This window comes from Streptomyces sp. SS1-1 (genome assembly GCF_008973465.1).
Lineage (GTDB): Bacteria > Actinomycetota > Actinomycetes > Streptomycetales > Streptomycetaceae > Streptomyces.
In genome coordinates this window covers 6,088,210-6,105,146 of record NZ_WBXN01000004.1, presented here as the reverse complement: position 1 = coordinate 6,105,146, position 16,937 = coordinate 6,088,210, and the positions used below count along the sequence as shown (strand labels likewise).

11 protein-coding genes and 1 tRNA gene are annotated in these 16,937 nt (G+C 70.9%); 7 read left to right on the top strand and 5 right to left on the bottom strand.

Annotated elements, in window-relative coordinates:
- Positions 1-18 precede the first annotated feature (18 nt).
- The 3 genes from F8R89_RS29275 (at position 19) to F8R89_RS29265 (ending at position 4,848) form a co-directional block, all read left to right on the top strand.
- Entirely contained in the window at positions 19-1,548 is a 1,530-nt protein-coding gene (locus tag F8R89_RS29275) for a protein kinase domain-containing protein (protein WP_413251300.1), read from the top strand.
- Positions 1,549-1,624: 76 nt separating this feature from the next.
- On the top strand, positions 1,625-3,763 hold the full coding sequence (locus F8R89_RS29270) for a UvrD-helicase domain-containing protein (RefSeq protein ID WP_151786754.1): 2,139 nt from the start codon (positions 1,625-1,627) through the stop codon (positions 3,761-3,763).
- Positions 3,764-4,032: 269 nt separating this feature from the next.
- Entirely contained in the window at positions 4,033-4,848 is an 816-nt protein-coding gene (locus F8R89_RS29265; RefSeq protein WP_151786753.1) for an EcsC family protein, read from the top strand.
- 43 nt (positions 4,849-4,891) lie between these two features.
- Here F8R89_RS29265 and F8R89_RS29260 read toward each other — a convergent pair whose 3' ends face one another.
- Together F8R89_RS29260 and F8R89_RS29255 are read right to left on the bottom strand one after the other, a co-directional pair.
- Positions 4,892-6,178 (bottom strand): MFS transporter, encoded by a 1,287-nt coding sequence (locus F8R89_RS29260; RefSeq protein ID WP_151786752.1) that lies wholly within the window; start codon positions 6,176-6,178, stop codon positions 4,892-4,894.
- A gap of 124 nt (positions 6,179-6,302) precedes the next feature.
- Positions 6,303-6,387 (bottom strand) — tRNA-Leu (locus tag F8R89_RS29255).
- A gap of 140 nt (positions 6,388-6,527) precedes the next feature.
- Between F8R89_RS29255 and F8R89_RS29250 the strand changes: the two genes are divergently transcribed.
- Entirely contained in the window at positions 6,528-7,862 is a 1,335-nt protein-coding gene (locus F8R89_RS29250; RefSeq protein ID WP_151786751.1) for a DUF2254 domain-containing protein, read from the top strand.
- Positions 7,863-7,967: 105 nt separating this feature from the next.
- Here F8R89_RS29250 and F8R89_RS29245 read toward each other — a convergent pair whose 3' ends face one another.
- From F8R89_RS29245 to sucC, 3 genes are all read right to left on the bottom strand, one after another.
- On the bottom strand, positions 7,968-9,509 hold the full coding sequence (locus F8R89_RS29245; protein ID WP_151786750.1) for an aldehyde dehydrogenase family protein: 1,542 nt from the start codon (positions 9,507-9,509) through the stop codon (positions 7,968-7,970).
- A 109-nt stretch (positions 9,510-9,618) separates the two neighbouring features.
- Entirely contained in the window at positions 9,619-10,503 is an 885-nt protein-coding gene (gene sucD, locus F8R89_RS29240) for a succinate--CoA ligase subunit alpha (RefSeq protein WP_151786749.1), read from the bottom strand.
- Positions 10,504-10,517: 14 nt separating this feature from the next.
- A complete protein-coding gene (gene sucC / locus F8R89_RS29235; RefSeq protein ID WP_151786748.1) occupies positions 10,518-11,648 on the bottom strand; it encodes an ADP-forming succinate--CoA ligase subunit beta in 1,131 nt (376 codons plus the stop codon).
- A 143-nt stretch (positions 11,649-11,791) separates the two neighbouring features.
- Here sucC and F8R89_RS29230 point away from each other — a divergent pair, with 143 nt between their 5' ends.
- From F8R89_RS29230 to F8R89_RS29220, 3 genes are read left to right on the top strand one after another with little or no spacing between them, the layout of a single operon-like run.
- A complete protein-coding gene (locus F8R89_RS29230) occupies positions 11,792-13,474 on the top strand; it encodes a thiamine pyrophosphate-binding protein (protein WP_151786747.1) in 1,683 nt (560 codons plus the stop codon).
- A gap of 10 nt (positions 13,475-13,484) precedes the next feature.
- Entirely contained in the window at positions 13,485-14,735 is a 1,251-nt protein-coding gene (gene frc, locus F8R89_RS29225; RefSeq protein WP_151786746.1) for a formyl-CoA transferase, read from the top strand.
- A 3-nt stretch (positions 14,736-14,738) separates the two neighbouring features.
- Positions 14,739-16,883, top strand: a complete 2,145-nt coding sequence (locus F8R89_RS29220; protein WP_151786745.1) for an acetate--CoA ligase family protein — start codon at positions 14,739-14,741, stop codon at positions 16,881-16,883.
- Positions 16,884-16,937: the final 54 nt, after the last annotated feature.

The window sequence follows — 16,937 nt, the reverse complement described above, 5'->3', positions numbered from 1 at the left end:
CAGCTCAACCACGGCGGGATGGGCGAGGTCTGGCGCGGCTACGACGCCGTACTGGACCGACCGGTCGCCGTGAAGGTGATCCGGGGGCAGGCCGCCGCCACCCCGCAGCTCGCCGAGGAACTGGCGAAGCGGTTCCGGCGCGAGGCACGGATCACGGCCCGCATCCAGCACCCGGGCGTCCCGCAGGTGTACGACGCGGTGCTCGACGAGGACTCCTATGACCGGCTGTTCCTGGTGATGGAACTGGTCGAGGGTGTGCCGCTCAGCCACCTCGTCCAGCCGGACCGGTCGCTGCCCATCGGCTGGGCGGTGGCCGTCGCCGCGCAGGTCGCCACGGTGCTCTCGTACGCGCACGAGGTGCCCGTCATCCACCGCGACCTGAAGCCGGGCAACATCCTCGTCGCCCACGACGGGACGGTGAAGGTGCTGGACTTCGGCATCGCCGCCATCCTGCGGACCGACGTCACCAAGCTGACCGCTACCGGCAGCCCCGTCGGCACCTACCAGTACATGTCGCCGGAGCAGGTCCGCGGCGGACAGGTGACCCCGAAGGCCGACCTGTACGCGCTGGGCTGCGTTCTGCACGAACTGCTCAGCGGACGAGCGCTGTTCAGCGCGGACAGTGAGTACCTGGTGATGTTCCAGCACGTCAACGCGCCGCCGGCGCCGCTGCGGCAGCTGCGGGCCGACGTACCGGTCGAGCTGGAGGAACTCGTCCTGCACCTGCTGCGCAAGGCCCCGGAGGCCCGGCCCGCGGACGTGCAGGAGGTGTACGAGCGGCTGCGGCCCTTCCTGCCGGCGGCGGGCGAGGAGGCCGCCCCGCACGAGGCGGTGCCGCCCGGCACGCCGGACCCGACCGGGGTGTTCCGCCGCCCCTACGCGCCCCGCAGCCGCGGCCGATCGGCGGGCACGCCGGGCCCAGCAGTGGCCGAGGCCTCGCCCGAACCTGCCGCCGCGCCCCTGTCCGAGACGTTGCGCGCGCAGATCCGTGAGGCACGCGAGCACTACGACGCACTCGTGGAGGAGGAGCGCTTCTCGCAGGCCGCCGAGGTCGCGGGCGAGATCGTCGAGCCCGCCGCACAGGCCCTGGGCGCCGAGAACAAGGTCGTGCTGGCCCTGCGCGCGCGGCGGGCCGGCGCCCGGCTGCTCGGCGGCGACTTCCGGGCGGCACTGCCCGAGTTCGAGACGCTGGCGGAGGCGTACGGCCGTATCAACGGGCCCACCAGCCGGGCCGCACTGGACTGCCGCGCCCAGGCCGCCCGCTGCCGCGCCGAACTCGGCCAGGTCACCGAGGCCCTCGCCACGCTGGAGAGCGTCCTCGGTGTCGTGCGGAACGTGGACAGCGACGCCAGCGAGGACGCCGTCGTCCTGCGCCGGGACATCGGCATGCTGCTCCTCGCCCAAGGCCGCGCCGACGAGGCCCGCGCCCTCCTCGAACCCCTCCACGACGACCTGAACCTGGTCTACGGCCCCGAGGACGAGATGACGCTGGAGGTCGCCGAAGCCCTTGCCGTCCTGCGCCTCGACCTCGACGGCACGACGGGCTGAGCCCGGTCCGCGACATCGGTCCGCCCCCGCCGGCCTTCTTGACCCCGGTCACTGTCACCCAGGAGAGAACCGCCTCATGCCCCGCCTCGCCTTCGACATCGGCTTCTGTGCTCAGCTCGGCAAGCTTCAAGGGACCGTGCGGGAAGGGGTGTTCTCAGCGTGGGAGAAGTTCGAGCGGCTCACGCTGGACCAGTTGTTCAAGGATCCCGGCCTGAAGCTGGAGTCGTTGAAGCAGGCGCGTGACCCGCACATCCGCACCATCCGGATCGACCAGGGCACCAGGGGCGTAGTCCTCGCGCCGGAGTCCGGTGAGACGTTCGTACTACTGCGGGTGATGCCGCACGACAAGGCCATCGCCTGGGCGGTCAAGCAGAAGTCGAGCATCAACACCGTCACCCGTGCCGTCGAGATCCGCGACATCGCCTCCTTGGAGGAACTGACACCCGCGTACGAGCGGATCGCGCCCGAGCCGGACAGGCGGCTGTTCGCGAAGGTCTCCGACGGGGACATGGCGGCGCTCGGCATCGACGGTACGACGCTGCGGCAGGCCCGCGCGCTGACCGACCTGGAGCAGCTGGAGGTCTTCGCTCCGTACTTCCCCCAGGACCAGCGGGAGGTGCTGGAGTACCTCGCGGCCGGGTTCACCGTGGAGGAGGTCTGGCGGGATGTGGTGTCCGTCGCGCTCGCCCACGCGCCGGCGGCCCCCGTCGACGCGTCGGACTACGAGACCGCGATCCACCGCAGCCGCGCCCGCATCGCGGTCGTCTCGGACTCCGACGAGATGCGCGACATCCTGGACAAGCCCTTCGCCGCCTGGCGCGTCTTCCTGCACCCGACCCAGCACAAGGTGGCCTACCGCCCGTCGTACTCCGGTCCCGCCCAGGTGACCGGGGGTCCCGGCACCGGCAAGTCCGTCGTCGCCCTCCATCGGGTGCGCCACCTGCTGCGGCACCTGCGCGACGGCGACCGCATTCTCCTGACCACGTTCACCAACGCGCTCGTGGACGCTCTCACCGAGGGGCTCGGCCTGCTCGTCGACGACCCGGACCTCCGCGACCGGGTCGACGTCATGACGGTCGACGCCTTCGCCGGACGTGTGGTGAACACGTCTCGCCGGCCGCTCAACGGATACGAGGAGACCGCCCGGTGGGAACAGGCCGCGGCGGCCGCCGGCTTCTCCGGAACCCCGCAGTTCCTCGCCCAGGAGTACAAGCACGTCGTCCTGGCCCAGGACATCCGTACGCAGGAGGTTTACGAGAGCTGCGAGCGGCGGGGCCGCGGCAGCGCCCTGTCCTCCGGTGCGCGACCGCTGGTGTGGCGGACCGTGGAGGAGTTCACCCGGCGGCTGGACGAGGACGGACTTCGCACCTATCTCGGCACCTGCGCGGAGGCCACCGACCTGCTGGCCGGGCAGGGCCCGTCCTACCGGCACATCGTCGTCGACGAGGCGCAGGACCTGCACCCGGTCCAGTGGCGGATGCTGCGGGCGGCCGCCCCGAAACGGCCGGACGATCTGTTCATCGCCGGTGACCCGCACCAGCGGATCTACGACAACCGGGTGTCGCTGAAGGCCCTCGGCATCAACGTCGCGGGCCGTTCGACGAAGCTGCGCAAGAACTACCGTTCCACGCATGAGATCCTCAGCTGGGCGACAGGTCTCCTTCTGGGCCGGCCCTTCGCCGAACTGGCCGACAGCGGGCGGCACGACACCCTGGTGGGGTACAGCTCCGTCCTGCACGGCTCCGGGCCGTACGTCCACGAGGCGGCTACGGAGGAGGCCGAACTCGACGCCCTGGTCGAGCAGGTGCGGGAGTGGGTGGACGGCGGTGCGGCGTACGGCGAGATCGGGGTCTGCGCACGCTTCAACAAGACATGCGAGAAGGTCAGGGACGCGCTGGTGAAGGCCGGCATCCCCGCCAGCCGTGTCCGAGCCGGTGCGGCCCGCACCGACGACGCTGTGAACGTGGGCACCATGCACACCTTCAAGGGGCTCGAGTACCGCTATGCCGCCGTCGTCGGCGTCAACGACACGGCCCTGCCGAACCCTTCAGCGGTCACGCCGGAAAACGTCGACCGCCTCCAGCACGAAGCCGACCTCGCGGCGGAACGCTGCCTGCTGTTCGTCGCCTGCACGCGGGCCCGGGACGGCCTGTACGTCTCGTGGACCGGGCAACCAAGTCCCTTCCTCGTGGAGGCCGGTTGCGGCGCGGGTTAGTCACCGGACCCAGGCACCACCGGTGGGCAACTTCGAGCCAACTACAGCCGTTTGACGACGCTTTCAACCTATGGAAGGGTGGAGCCGCTTCGGCTTGTAAGGGGCGGCACGGCGAGGGGAGCCGTGACGCGAAGTCGTGGGCGGGTGGGAGCAGGGGGCACGACTTCAGACGGCCGCGCGCGTCCGCGGCACGTCTGACCGGACTCTTCCGCCCTGCTCGCAGCAGTGCGGGGCTCCGATGGGGAGCGCCGCAGGAGGGGTGGTGCGTGATGGCCGACGAGAAGACTCCCGACGAGGGGGCCGACGAGAAGACTCCTGATGAAGGAGCCAACGGCAAGACTCCGGACGAGGCGGCCGACGGCAAGACTCCCGACGAGGGGGCCGTCGAGAAGACCGGGCGATGGGTCGCCGATCTCGCGGAGAAGGTGATGGTGAAGGGCGTCGGCCCGATCACCGGGTCGGTCACATGGGCCGAGGAGCGTCTGTCGCGACGGCAGGGCGCCGCCTACCGCGCACCGGACGACGAAGAGCGCCGGTCTCCGGAAGACATGAAGGACGACATCGACGCGGTCGTCGCCCGGCTCATCAAGGAGTCCGTGGCGGCGGCCGGTACTCAGGGGTTCATCACCGGTCTCGGCGGGCTGATCACCGCGGGTGTGACACTCCCCGCCAACGTGGCCGCGGCCCTCACCGTCAACATGCGGATGGCCGGCGCCATCGCGCACCTGCGGGGGTGGGACATCCGTGATCCGCACACCCGGACCGTCGCGATGATGCTCGCGATCGGGATGAGCACCCAGAGTGTCCTGGCGGCCTTCGGCGTGAAGGTCGGCCAGAAACTCGGCGAGCAGATGATCAAGAAGATCCCGATCACCATGATCCGGGCCATCAACAAGAAGGCCGGCACTCACCTGGTCGCGAAGTACGGAACGAAGCGCGCCACGATCACACTCGCCAAGGGCGTCCCGATCCTGGGCGGATTCGTCGGAGGCGCCGTGGACGCCGGATCGACCGCCGTCATAGGACGGGCCACGGACAAGGCTTTGAGGGGCGACATGCTGCGGGTTGAGGAGCCGGAGAAGTAGCGCCCTGTCCGCCCCGAGCGGCACGCACGGGGGTCCGCCGGTTTCAGGAGGTTTTCTGGCCGGCGGGGCTCTCGGTGCCGACGGCCACCCCCGCCCCTCGGGGAAGCACCGGAAGCCACAGCAGACACCCCAGCAGGGGCACGGCGGCATAGACGGCCATGCCGACCCCGGAACCCATCCCGTCCATGAGCGCGCCGAGGACGAGATAGCCGGTGCCGATGAGCACCGACTCCACGAAGGCGATCACCGACAGCAGGCTCGCCCGGTGGCGCGACGGCACGGCCTCGTTGAGCACGTTGTCCACGAGCACGGCGGTGATCTCGGGAATGCCGACGAGGACGAGAAACGCGGCGATGGTGACGTGGACCAGGCCGAGGCCGCTCAGCCCGAGTGCCGCGGCGAGCGCCAGGAGGGACACCGGGACGGCGACCCGGTACCCGAAGCGCCGGTGCACGCGATCCGACAGCAGGGGCACGAGTCCCCCGGCGAAGAACCCCGCCGCTATGACCACACCGACCAGCCCCGCGCCCGCGCCCTGATCGGCGAGGGTCTTCTGCGTGAAGATGATGTACGGCGTCAGCGTCGCGTGCATCAGCCCGGACACCACGGCGAGCGTGACGAGCGCGGGCGTCGCGACGCGAAGCAGCGCCCGCCACGCGGTGGCGTCGCGAGGTGCCTTGTCGGCACCGTCCCCCTCGTCCGCCTCATCCACCGCGTCCGCGCCCCGGATCTCGGGCACCCGAGCCAGCAGCACCAGTACGGCCAGGACGAGGCACAAGGCCGAACCGGCGTAGACGATCCCCCAGGAGAACCGCTGCAGCTGGCCGCCGAGGACGATGGCGACACCCGACGTCACCGTCCCGAGCATGGTGAACCGGGACCTGATCCTGACGTACCCGGCCGTCACCCCACGCCGCACGAGCAGGTCATACAGCAGGGCGGTGTCCGAACCGGACACGCACGCCATGCCCACGCCGTGGCCGATGAACAACGCCACGAACATCCAGTACGAGGTGGACGCCGCCTGGCCGAGCAGGCTTCCCGCGATCAGCACCTGGCCGATCACGATGCTCGCCCGTCGGCCGATCCGGTCGGAGATGACACCCGTCGGCAACTCCGCGAGCCCGCTGACCAGGTAGATCAACGTCTGGAGAAGGGCCACCTGCCCGGCGGAGAAGCCGCGCTGCTGGAGGTAGAGGACGAAGACGCCGCGCTGGAAGAGGGAGTTGGCGAGGACGGCGTACACGGAGAAGGGGCGGGTGACCCCGCGTACGCCGCGTACCGTGTCGCCGACCGCGGCCGATCCGCCGAGGGCCCCCGTGGTGGTCATACGGCGGGCTCCGCCTGGTGAGTCCGGTGCTGATCGCGGACGAAGCCGAACACGACGGGGAAACCCCCGAAACGACGAATTACCGGTGAGTCAGTTGACTCGACCGGTAATCCGTCGTGCTGTGTGTCCGAGGGGGGACTTGAACCCCCACGCCCGATAAAGGGCACTAGCACCTCAAGCTAGCGCGTCTGCCATTCCGCCACCCGGACTAGGTGTGCGCCGCCGCGCCGGGGTGTCCCGTCGGCGACATGGACAACAATACCAAGCTTTCGGAGTGCCTTTCACCTGCGTTTCCTTCCGCCGGGCGGGGGTCCCGGACCTCGCGGGCCCGCGCGCCTAGGGTCGCACCATGAGTGACTGGCTGGTTACGCGGAGCCCGGCCGCGGGGCGGCGTCGCCCGCGGGCGCTGTCGCCCTTCCGGGAGCATCTTCGGGACACCTTCTGGTTCGCGCCGACGGCCGCGATGGTGATCGTCTTCCTCGTCTGGCTGGCCGCGCAGGCGCTCGACACGGCGATCGTGGACGCGCTGCGGGAGGACGGCGACTACGGGACTCTCGAGGATCTGCTGCGGTTCGCGGAGGACGCCAAGACCGTCGTGAACGCGGTCGGGTCGGCCATGATGACGTTCATCGGGGTGGTCTTCAGCATCTCGCTGGTGGCCGTCCAGATGGCGAGCGGGCAGTTCACCCCGCGGGTCGTACGGCTCTTCGTGCGCAGCCGGATCACCAAGGCGACGTTCGCCGTCTTCCTGGCCACCTTCGTGCTGAGCCTGCTGGTGCTGACCTCGTTCGACACCACCGACGATCCGCGGAAGGTGACGACGCTGCCGCTCGTGCAGTCGGTGCTCACGCTGTTCATGGTGGCGCTGAGCCTGCTGCTGTTCGTGCTGTACGTGAACGGCACGCTGCGGCTCATGCGGATCAGTCATGTGATCGCGCGGATCGCCGCGGAGTCGTTCCGGATGGTGGCGGCGATGCCGTCCTCCGCGAGCGGGCCGGGGGTGTCCGAGCTCGGGTCGCCGACGGCGTGGGTGCCGCACGACGGGCCGGCCGGGGTGCTGCGGGACGTGCACATCGCGCGGCTGGTGCGGGTGGCCCGCCGGCACGGGGTCGTGCTGCGGCTCGTCCCGCGCATCGGGGACTTCGTGGTGCCGGGCACTCCGCTGTTCGCCGTGCACGGCGGGGCGGCTCCGCCGGTGGGCGCGCTGCGCCGCACCACGTCCGTCGGTGTGGAGCGGACGTTCCACCAGGACCTCGGGTTCGGGCTGCGGCAGCTGTCCGACATCGCGCTGCGCGCCCTGTCCTCGGCGGTCAACGACCCGACGACGGCCGTGCAGGCCCTGGACCGGATCGTGCAGTTCCTAGCGGCCCTGTCCCGGCGTCCACTGGACGAGGCCGTGCACCGGGACCGGGGCGGCGCCGTGCGTCTGGTGCTGCCGGTGCCGGGGTGGACCGAGCTGGTGGATCTCGGGTTCAGCGAGGTTCGGGGATGCGGCGCCGACAGTCCGCAGGTGACCCGGCGGCTGCTGGCGGGGCTGGACGATCTGCTGCTGCTCGCTCCGGCCGAACGGCGCGAGCCGCTGCTGCGGCATCGCGAGCTGCTGCGGCAGGCGGTCGAGGAGACCGTCCCGAACGCCTCCGACCGCGCGTTCGCGCTGCGCCCGGACCGGCAGGGCATCAGCTGACCGGACGCGAACGGCCGGCCCGCCGATGCCCCGGTCGGTCCGGGTGCCCCGGTCAGGGGAGGGACGGGTGCCGGGGAGCCCTGCCGGTCGCTCCCGCGGCCACTGTCAGGGAAGCAGCTGGTACTCCGGGAAGTTCCCCGGCAGCCTCTCCCCCGCCGGGCCCTGCGTCACCGCCCGCACCAGCAGTTCGCCGCCCACGAACGCGCCCCGCCAGGACGCGCCGAAGCCGCCGAAGAGTTCGGCTCGGTCGCCGCGCGAGCGCGGGGTGCCGTGGCCGATCTTGAAGGCGCGGATCTGGGGGGCCAGGCGGGCGAACGTGGCGTCGTCGTCGGTGGAGAGCGTGGCGACCAGGGCGCCGTTGGAGGCGTTCATGGCGGCCAGGAGCTCCGCCTCGGTGTCGACCAGGACGATCGTGTCGACCGGGCCGAAGGGTTCCGCGTGGTGCAGTGGGGAGGACCGGGGCGGGTTGAGGAGGGTGACGGGCTGGACGTATGCCGAGGTGTCCTGGCCGGGCAGGAAGCGGGCGTCGGAGAGCCGGCCGCGGTGCAGCGGGACGGCGCCCCGGTCGATCGCCTCCGCCACCTGGTCGTGGAGCTCCTTGGCCTTGGCGGCGTTGATCACCGGGCCGAAGTCCAGGCTCGGGTACGGGTCGTCGGGCTGCTCGACCGCCAGGGGGTGGCCGGTCCGCAGGGTGCGGACGGCGGGCAGGTAGGCGGCGAGGAAGGCGTCGAACAGTTCGCGCTGGACGACGAAGCGCGGGTACGCCGTGCAGCGCTGTTTGCCGTAGTCGAAGAGCTTGGGGACGACGGCCGTGAGCGTGTCCCAGTCCGAGTAGTTCCAGATGCCCCAGGTGTTGAGTCCTTCCTGTTCGAGGATGTGGCGCTTGCCGAGGTCGGCGACGGCCGTGGCCACCGCCGCGCCGGTGTCGCGGCCGCCGACGAAGGAGACGCAGCCGATCTCGGGCGCCCGCACCAGCGCCTGGGACAGCTCCCCTCCGCTGCCGCTGACGAGGGTGACGGGGATCCCCTCGCGGGCGGCGAGCGCGCAGGCCAGGGTCAGACAGGCGACACCGCCGTCGGTCGGGGTCTTGGCGATGACCGCGTTGCCCGCCAGGGCCTGTACCAGCACTGCGTGAACGAGCACGCTCATCGGGTAGTTCCAGCTGGCGATGTTGGAGACGGGTCCGTCGAGCGGGGCCCGGTCCGCGATCATCGGTTCGATGCCGTCGACGTACCAGCGGACGCCGTCGATGGCGCGGTCGACGTCCGCCGTCGCGAGCCGCCAGGGCTTGCCGATCTCCCAGACGAGGAGCAGGGCGAGCAGGTCGCGGTGCTGGGCGAGGGCGTCGAGGGTGGCGGCGACGCGGGCCCGGCGTTCGTCGAGGGGGACGTGCCGCCAGGCGCGGTGCTGGTCGAGCGAGGCGCGTACGGCCTGGTGGGCGATGGCAGAGTCCAGGCGGGGCGGGCCGGCGATGGGGCTGCCGTCGACGGGGCTGGTGGCGGGCAGCGCGCGGCCGTCCGCCTGCCAGGTGCCGTTCCAAAGGTTGAGGACGCGGTCGTCGCGGAACGCCTCCGGGGCGACGGCGAGGCAGCGCTGCCAGGCGTCGGTCCAGGAGGTGCCGGATTTGAGGGTGAGGGTGGTGGCCAAGGGGTCTCCGCTCTCGGTGCACAGTCGGGGGCGGTGGAGAGATGGCTGGGGGGACGCTAGCGAGGGGTGGGCTCACCCGTAAGTGAGCACGCGTGGACTATGAGTGACGTCACGCGCCGGTGGTGAGCCGGTCCATGGCGAGGCGGGCGGTCTCGGTGGGGGTGCGGCCGACCCGTACGCCCACGGCCTCCAGCGCTTCCTTCTTCGCGGTGGCCGTCCCGGAGGAGCCGGAGACGATCGCGCCGGCGTGCCCCATGGTCTTGCCCTCGGGGGCGGTGAATCCGGCGATGTAGCCGACGACCGGCTTGGTGACGTGGTCGCGGATGTAGGCGGCGGCGCGCTCCTCGGCGTCGCCGCCGATCTCCCCGATGAGCACGATGAGTTCGGTGTCGGGGTCGTCCTGGAACGCGGCGAGGCAGTCGATGTGGGTGGTGCCGACGACGGGGTCGCCGCCGATGCCGACGCAGGTGGAGAAGCCGATGTCCCGCAATTCGTGCATGAGTTGGTAGGTGAGGGTGCCGGACTTGGAGACCAGGCCGATGGGGCCGGGCTTGGTGATGTCGGGCGGGATGATGCCCGCGTTGGACTGGCCGGGGGTGATGAGGCCGGGACAGTTGGGGCCGATGACGCGGGTGCCGCGCGCACGGGCGTGGGTGGTGAAGGCGACGGTGTCGTGGACGGGGATGCCTTCGGTGATGACGACGGCGAGCTGGATGCCGGCGTCGGCGGCCTCGATGACGGCCGCCTTGGCGAAGGCGGGCGGGACGAAGACGACGGTGACGTCGGCGCCGGTCGCGTCGATGCCCTCGGCGACACTGCCGAAGACGGGGACGGCACGGTCGTCGAAGTCGACGGTGCGGCCGGCCTTGCGCGGGTTGACGCCGCCGACGACGTTCGTGCCGGCGGCGAGCATCCGCCGGGTGTGCTTCATGCCCTCGCCGCCGGTCATGCCCTGGACGAGGACCTTGCTCTCCTTGGTGAGGTGGATCGCCATGTCGTCATGTCTCCTCAGGCGGTGGCGGCGAGTCGGGCGGCGCGCTCGGCGGCGCCGTCCATGGTGGTGGCCTGCTGGACCAGGGGGTGGGCGTGCGCGTCGAGGATGGCCCGGCCGCGGGCGGCGTTGTTGCCGTCGAGGCGGACGACGAGCGGCTTGGTCAGCCGGACGGTGTCCAGGGCCCGGACGATGCCGTCGGCGACGGTGTCGCAGGCGGTGATGCCGCCGAAGACGTTGACGAGGACGGACTTCACGTCCGGGTCGGACAGGATGACGGAGAGACCGTCGGCCATGACCTGGGCGGAGGCGCCGCCGCCGATGTCGAGGAAGTTGGCGGGGCGGGCGCCGCAGCCGGCGACGACGTCGAGGGTGGACATGCCGAGGCCGGCGCCGTTGCCGATGACGCCGACCTCGCCGTCGAGCTTGACGTAGTTGAGGCCCTTGGCGGCGGCGGCCGCCTCCAGGGCGTCGTCGTGCCCGGCGCCGTCGGCGCCCCAGCGCGCCTGCCGGAAGCGGGCGTTGTCGTCGAGGGTGACCTTGCCGTCGAGGGCGAGGATCTGCCCCTGCGCGGTGCGCACGAGTGGGTTGACCTCGACGAGGAGGGCGTCCTCGCGGACCAGCACCTGCCACAGGCGCACGAGGACGTCGACGGTCTGCGGCGGTAGTCCGGCGGCCTCGGCGATCTCGCCGGCCTTGGCCGACGTGACGCCTTCGGCGGGGTCGACGGGGACCCGCGCGACGGCTTCGGGCCGGTTGGCCGCGACCTCCTCGATCTCCATGCCGCCTTCCGCGGACGCGATCGCGAGGAAGCGACCCGCCGCGCGGTCGAGGACATAGGACACGTAGAACTCGGCCTCGATGTCGACGGGTTCGGCCAGCATGACCGTGCCGACGGTGTGGCCCTTGATGTCCATGCCGAGGATCTGACGGGCGGTGAGCTCGGCGGCGGCGGGGTCCGCGGCGAGTTTCACGCCGCCCGCCTTGCCCCGGCCCCCGGTCTTCACCTGTGCCTTGACGACGACTCGGCCGCCGAGCCGCCGGGCGATCTCGCGGGCCTCCTTGAGGGAGTCCGTGACCTCCGCCCGTGGCACCACGATGCCGTGTACTGCGAAGAGTTCCCTTGCCTGGTGTTCGTACAGGTCCATTCCGGCTCCTGACTCGAAAGTGCCGCACGCCCCCTGGACACCACCCACCGGATGCGGGATAACAAGGTTCATACAGTATTCGTCGACTGTATGCAATGTACCGCGAGACGCTCCCACCCCCTACGAAGGGACAGGACTTCGCCATGCCCGACGACACCCAGGACGTCATCTCCGGTGGTCATCTCGTAGCCAAGGCACTGAAGGCCGAGGGGGTCGACCGCATCTACACCCTCTGCGGCGGCCACATCATCGACATCTACGACGGCTGCGTCGACGAGGGCATCGAGGTCGTCGACGTCCGTCACGAGCAGGTCGCCGCCCATGCCGCCGACGGCTACGCCCGCATCACCGGCAAGCCCGGCTGCGCGGTCGTCACCGCCGGGCCCGGCACCACCGACGCCGTCACCGGCGTCGCCAACGCCTTCCGCGCCGAGTCACCGATGCTGCTCATCGGCGGCCAAGGCGCCCTCACCCAGCACAAGATGGGGTCCCTTCAGGACCTGCCGCACGTCGACATGATGACGCCCATCACCAAGTTCGCGGCGGCCGTGCCGGACACGGCCCGTGCCGCGGACATGGTGTCGATGGCGTTCCGCGAGTGCTACCACGGCGCCCCCGGGCCCTCCTTCCTGGAGATCCCGCGTGACGTCCTCGACGCCAAGGTGCCGACGGCTAAGGCGCGGGTGCCCCAGCCGGGCGCCTACCGGGCCTCCACCCGCTCCGCCGGTGACCCCGAGGCCGTCGAACGCCTCGCCGACCTGCTGGTGCACGCCGAGAAGCCGGCCATCCTGCTCGGCAGCCAGGTGTGGACGACGCGGGGCACCGAGGCGGCCGTCGAGCTGGTGCGCACCCTCAACGTCCCCGCCTACATGAACGGCGCCGGACGCGGCACGCTGCCGCCCGGCGACCCGCACCACTTCCAGCTGTCCCGCCGGTACGCCTTCTCCAACGCCGACGTCATCGTGATCGTCGGCACGCCCTTCGACTTCCGCATGGGGTACGGCAAGCGGCTGTCGCCGGACGCGACCGTCGTGCAGATCGACCTCGACTACCGCACCGTCGGCAAGAACCGCGACATCGACCTCGGCATCGTCGGCGACGCCGGCCTGGTGCTGAAGTCGGTGACCGAGGCCGCCTCCGGGCGCGTCAACGGGGGCGCGTCGAAGCGCAAGGAGTGGCTGGACGAGCTGCGCGCGGCCGAGCAGACCGCCCTGGAGAAGCGGCTGCCGAGCCTCCGGTCCGACGCCTCGCCCATCCACCCGTACCGGCTGGTCAGCGAGATCAACGACTTCCTCACCGAGGACTCCATCTACATCGGCGACGGCGGCGACATCGTCACCTTCTCCGGTCAGGTCGTGCAGCCCAAATCGCCCGGGCACTGGATGGACCCGGGTCCGCTCGGCACGCTCGGCGTCGGGGTGCCGTTCGTGCTCGCGGCCAAGCAGGCGCGGCCCGACAAGGAGGTCGTCGCGCTCTTCGGCGACGGCGCTTTCTCCCTGACCGGCTGGGACTTCGAGACCCTCGTCCGCTACGACCTCCCCTTCGTCGGCATCGTCGGCAACAACTCCTCGATGAACCAGATCCGTTACGGCCAGGCCCAGAAGTACGGCCTGGACCGCGAGCGGGTCGGCAACACCCTCGGCGACGTCCACTACGACAAGTTCGCGCAGATGCTGGGCGGTTATGGCGAGGAGGTCCGCGACCCCGCCGACATCGGCCCCGCGCTGCGGCGCGCCCGTGAGTCCGGGAAGCCGTCGCTGATCAACGTCTGGGTCGATCCCGACGCGTACGCCCCCGGAACCATGAACCAGACCATGTACAAGTGAGGTGACCCGTATGACCGGCACGACGGGTACTCCGTCCAAGGCTCTCGAAGGTGTCCGCGTCCTGGACATGACGCATGTGCAGTCGGGACCGTCCGCGACCCAGTTGCTCGCCTGGCTCGGCGCGGACGTCGTCAAGCTGGAGGCGCCGACCGGTGACATCACGCGCAAGCAGCTGCGCGACCTCCCGGACGTCGACTCCCTCTACTTCACGATGCTCAACTGCAACAAGCGGAGCATCACCCTCAACACCAAGACCGAGCGCGGCAAGGAGATCCTGACCGAGCTGATCCGGCGTTCCGACGTCATGGTCGAGAACTTCGGGCCGGGCGCGGTCGACCGTATGGGGTTCACCTGGGACCGCATCCAGGAGATCAATCCTCGGATCGTCTATGCCTCCATCAAGGGGTTCGGCGACGGCCCGTACACCAACTTCAAGGCGTACGAGGTCGTGGCGCAGGCCATGGGCGGGTCGATGTCGACCACCGGCCTCGAGGACGGGCCGCCGATGGCGACGGGGGCCCAGATCGGGGACTCGGGCACGGGGGTGCACGCCGTGGCGGGGATCCTCGCGGCCCTGTTCCAGCGCGAGACCACCGGGCGTGGTCAGCGGGTCAATGTGGCGATGCAGCACGCCGTGCTCAACCTCTGCCGGGTGAAGCTGCGCGATCAGCAGCGGCTCGCCCATGGCCCGCTTCCCGAATATCCCAACGACGACTTCGGCGACGAGGTTCCCCGGTCCGGGAACGCGTCCGGCGGAGGCCAGCCGGGCTGGGCGGTCAAGTGCGCACCGGGCGGCCCGAACGACTACGTGTACGTCATCGTGCAGCCGGTCGGCTGGCGGCCGATCAGTGAGCTCATCGGCCGGCCCGAGCTGGCCGACGACCCCGAGTGGGCGACGCCGGAGGCGCGGCTGCCCAAGCTGAGCAAGATGTTCCAGCTGATCGAGGAGTGGTCCTCGACGCTGCCCAAGTGGGAGGTGCTGGAGCGGCTGAACGCGCACAACATCCCGTGCGGGCCGATCCTGTCGACCAGGGAGATCATCGAGGACCGGTCGCTGGTCGCCAACGAGATGGTCGTCACCGTGCCGCATCCCGAGCGCGGCGAGTTCACCACGGTCGGCAGCCCGCTGAAGCTGTCGGACTCCCCCGTCGAGGTGACCAGTTCACCGCTGCTCGGCGAGCACAACGAAGAGGTGTACGTCGGCGAGCTCGGCCTCGGTGACGAGGAACTGCGCCTGCTCAAGTCGAACGGGGTGATCTGAGTGATGGCCGAGGACCGTGTCATCAGGGTGCGGACGCTGCTCGACGCGGTGCGGGCGGAGGGCCGTACGGCGCTGACCGCGCCCGAGGGCAAGGTGATCGCCGACGCGTACGGGATCGCCGTACCGGGCGAGGAGCTGGCCAGGGACGTCGACGAGGCCGTGGCGTACGCGGCGCGTTTCGGCGGACCGGTGGTGATGAAGATCGTCTCCCCGGACATCCTTCACAAGACCGACGCCGGCGGGGTGGTCGTCGGAGTCGAGGGGGCGGCGGACGTCCGGGCGGCGTTCCACCGCATCGTCGACAACGCGCGCGCGTACGACGCGGACGCCCGGATCGAGGGCGTCCAGGTGCAGGAGCTGCTGCCAAAGGGGCAGGAGGTCATCGTCGGCGCGGTCACCGACCCGACGTTCGGGAAGGTCGTCGCGTTCGGGCTGGGCGGGGTCCTGGTGGAGGTGCTGAAGGACGTCACCTTCCGGCTGGCGCCCGTGACCGCCGACGAGGCGCTGTCCATGCTGGACTCGATCCGTTCCGCGGAGATCCTGCGCGGGGTGCGCGGCGGGGCGGCGGTGGACCGGTGGGCGATCGCCGAGCAGATCCGCCGGGTCGGCCAACTCGTCGCCGACTTCCCGGAGATCGCCGAGGTCGACCTCAACCCGGTCGTCGCCACCCCGGAGGCCGCGGTGGCGGCTGACATCCGGGTGATCCTCTCCTCGGCGCCACGCAAGGAGCGCAGGCGGTACACGCGCGCGGAGATCCTCACCTCGATGCGCCGGCTGATGCAGCCGTCGTCGGTCGCCGTCATCGGCGCGTCCAACGAGCAGGGCAAGATCGGCAATTCGGTGATGCGCAACCTGGTCGACGGCGGCTTCGCCGGGGACATCCATCCGGTGAACCCCCGGGCCGATGACATCCTGGGCCGCAAGGCGTACAAGAGTGTCACGGACGTACCCGGTGAGGTGGATGTGGCGGTCTTCGCCATCCCAGCGAAGTTCGTGGCGTCGGCGCTGGAGGAGGTGGGGCGCAAGGGCATCCCGAACGCCGTGCTGATCCCCTCCGGGTTCGCGGAGACCGGTGAGCACGCGCTCCAGGAGGAGATCGTCGCGATCGCCGAGCGGCACGGCATCCGGCTGCTCGGGCCCAACATCTACGGCTACTACTCGACGTGGCAGGACCTGTGCGCCACGTTCTGCACGCCGTACGACGTCAAGGGCGGAGTGGCGCTGACCTCGCAGTCCGGCGGGATCGGCATGGCCATCCTGGGCTTCGCGCGGACCACGAAGACGGGCGTGTCGGCGATCGTGGGCCTCGGCAACAAGTCGGACCTGGACGAGGACGACCTGCTGACCTGGTTCGGCGAGGACCCGCGCACGGAGTGCATCGCGATGCACCTGGAGGACCTGAAGGACGGGCGCGCGTTCGTCGAGGCCGCGCGGGCGACCGTGCCGAAGAAGCCCGTCGTGGTCCTCAAGGCGGGGCGCACGGCGGCCGGCGCGAAGGCCGCCGGGTCGCACACCGGGGCCCTCGCGGGCGACGACGCCGTGTACGACGACATCCTCCGGCAGGCCGGTGTCATCCGGGCTCCCGGGCTGAACGAGATGCTGGAGTACGCGCGCGCGTTGCCGGTCCTGCCCACTCCGCGGGGCGACAACGTCGTGATCGTCACGGGGGCGGGCGGCAGCGGGGTGCTGCTGTCGGACGCGGTGACGGACAACGGCCTGTCCCTGATGGAGATCCCGCCGGATCTGGACGAGGCGTTCCGCCGGTTCATCCCGCCCTTCGGGGCGGCGGGCAACCCGGTGGACATCACGGGCGGCGAGCCGCCGTCGACGTACGAGGCGACGATCCGGCTCGGTCTGGAGGACCCCCGCATCCACGCGCTGGTCCTCGGCTACTGGCACACCATCGTCACTCCCCCGATGGTCTTCGCGGAGCTCACCGCGCGCGTGGTGGCCGAGTTCCGCGAGCGGGGGATCGAGAAGCCCGTCGTCGCGTCGCTCGCGGGCGACGTGGAGGTCGAGGAGGCCTGCCAGTACCTCTTCGAGCGGGGGGTCGTGGCGTACCCGTACACGACGGAGAAGCCGGTGGCCGTCCTGGGCGCCAAGTACCGCTGGGCGCGGGCGGCGGGACTCCTGGAGGGCGGTTCATGAGGTGACACGGCGGGGGGCCGGCCGACGGTGCGCGTCGGCCGGCCCCGGGACCCG

Bases quoted from the DNA above. Each gene is read 5' to 3' on its own strand.
- F8R89_RS29275 (WP_413251300.1), top strand. From the start codon at position 19: ATGGGCGAGGTCTGGCGCGGCTACGACGCCGTACTGGACCGACCGGTC.
- sucC (WP_151786748.1), bottom strand. From the start codon at position 11,648: ATGGACCTGTACGAACACCAGGCAAGGGAACTCTTCGCAGTACACGGC.
- F8R89_RS29260 (WP_151786752.1), bottom strand. From the start codon at position 6,178: ATGACCACCACGGGGGCCCTCGGCGGATCGGCCGCGGTCGGCGACACG.
- F8R89_RS29220 (WP_151786745.1), top strand. From the start codon at position 14,739: ATGGCCGAGGACCGTGTCATCAGGGTGCGGACGCTGCTCGACGCGGTG.
- F8R89_RS29270 (WP_151786754.1), top strand. From the start codon at position 1,625: ATGCCCCGCCTCGCCTTCGACATCGGCTTCTGTGCTCAGCTCGGCAAG.
- frc (WP_151786746.1), top strand. From the start codon at position 13,485: ATGACCGGCACGACGGGTACTCCGTCCAAGGCTCTCGAAGGTGTCCGC.
- F8R89_RS29265 (WP_151786753.1), top strand. From the start codon at position 4,033: ATGGCCGACGAGAAGACTCCCGACGAGGGGGCCGACGAGAAGACTCCT.
- F8R89_RS29230 (WP_151786747.1), top strand. From the start codon at position 11,792: ATGCCCGACGACACCCAGGACGTCATCTCCGGTGGTCATCTCGTAGCC.
- F8R89_RS29250 (WP_151786751.1), top strand. From the start codon at position 6,528: ATGAGTGACTGGCTGGTTACGCGGAGCCCGGCCGCGGGGCGGCGTCGC.
- sucD (WP_151786749.1), bottom strand. From the start codon at position 10,503: ATGGCGATCCACCTCACCAAGGAGAGCAAGGTCCTCGTCCAGGGCATG.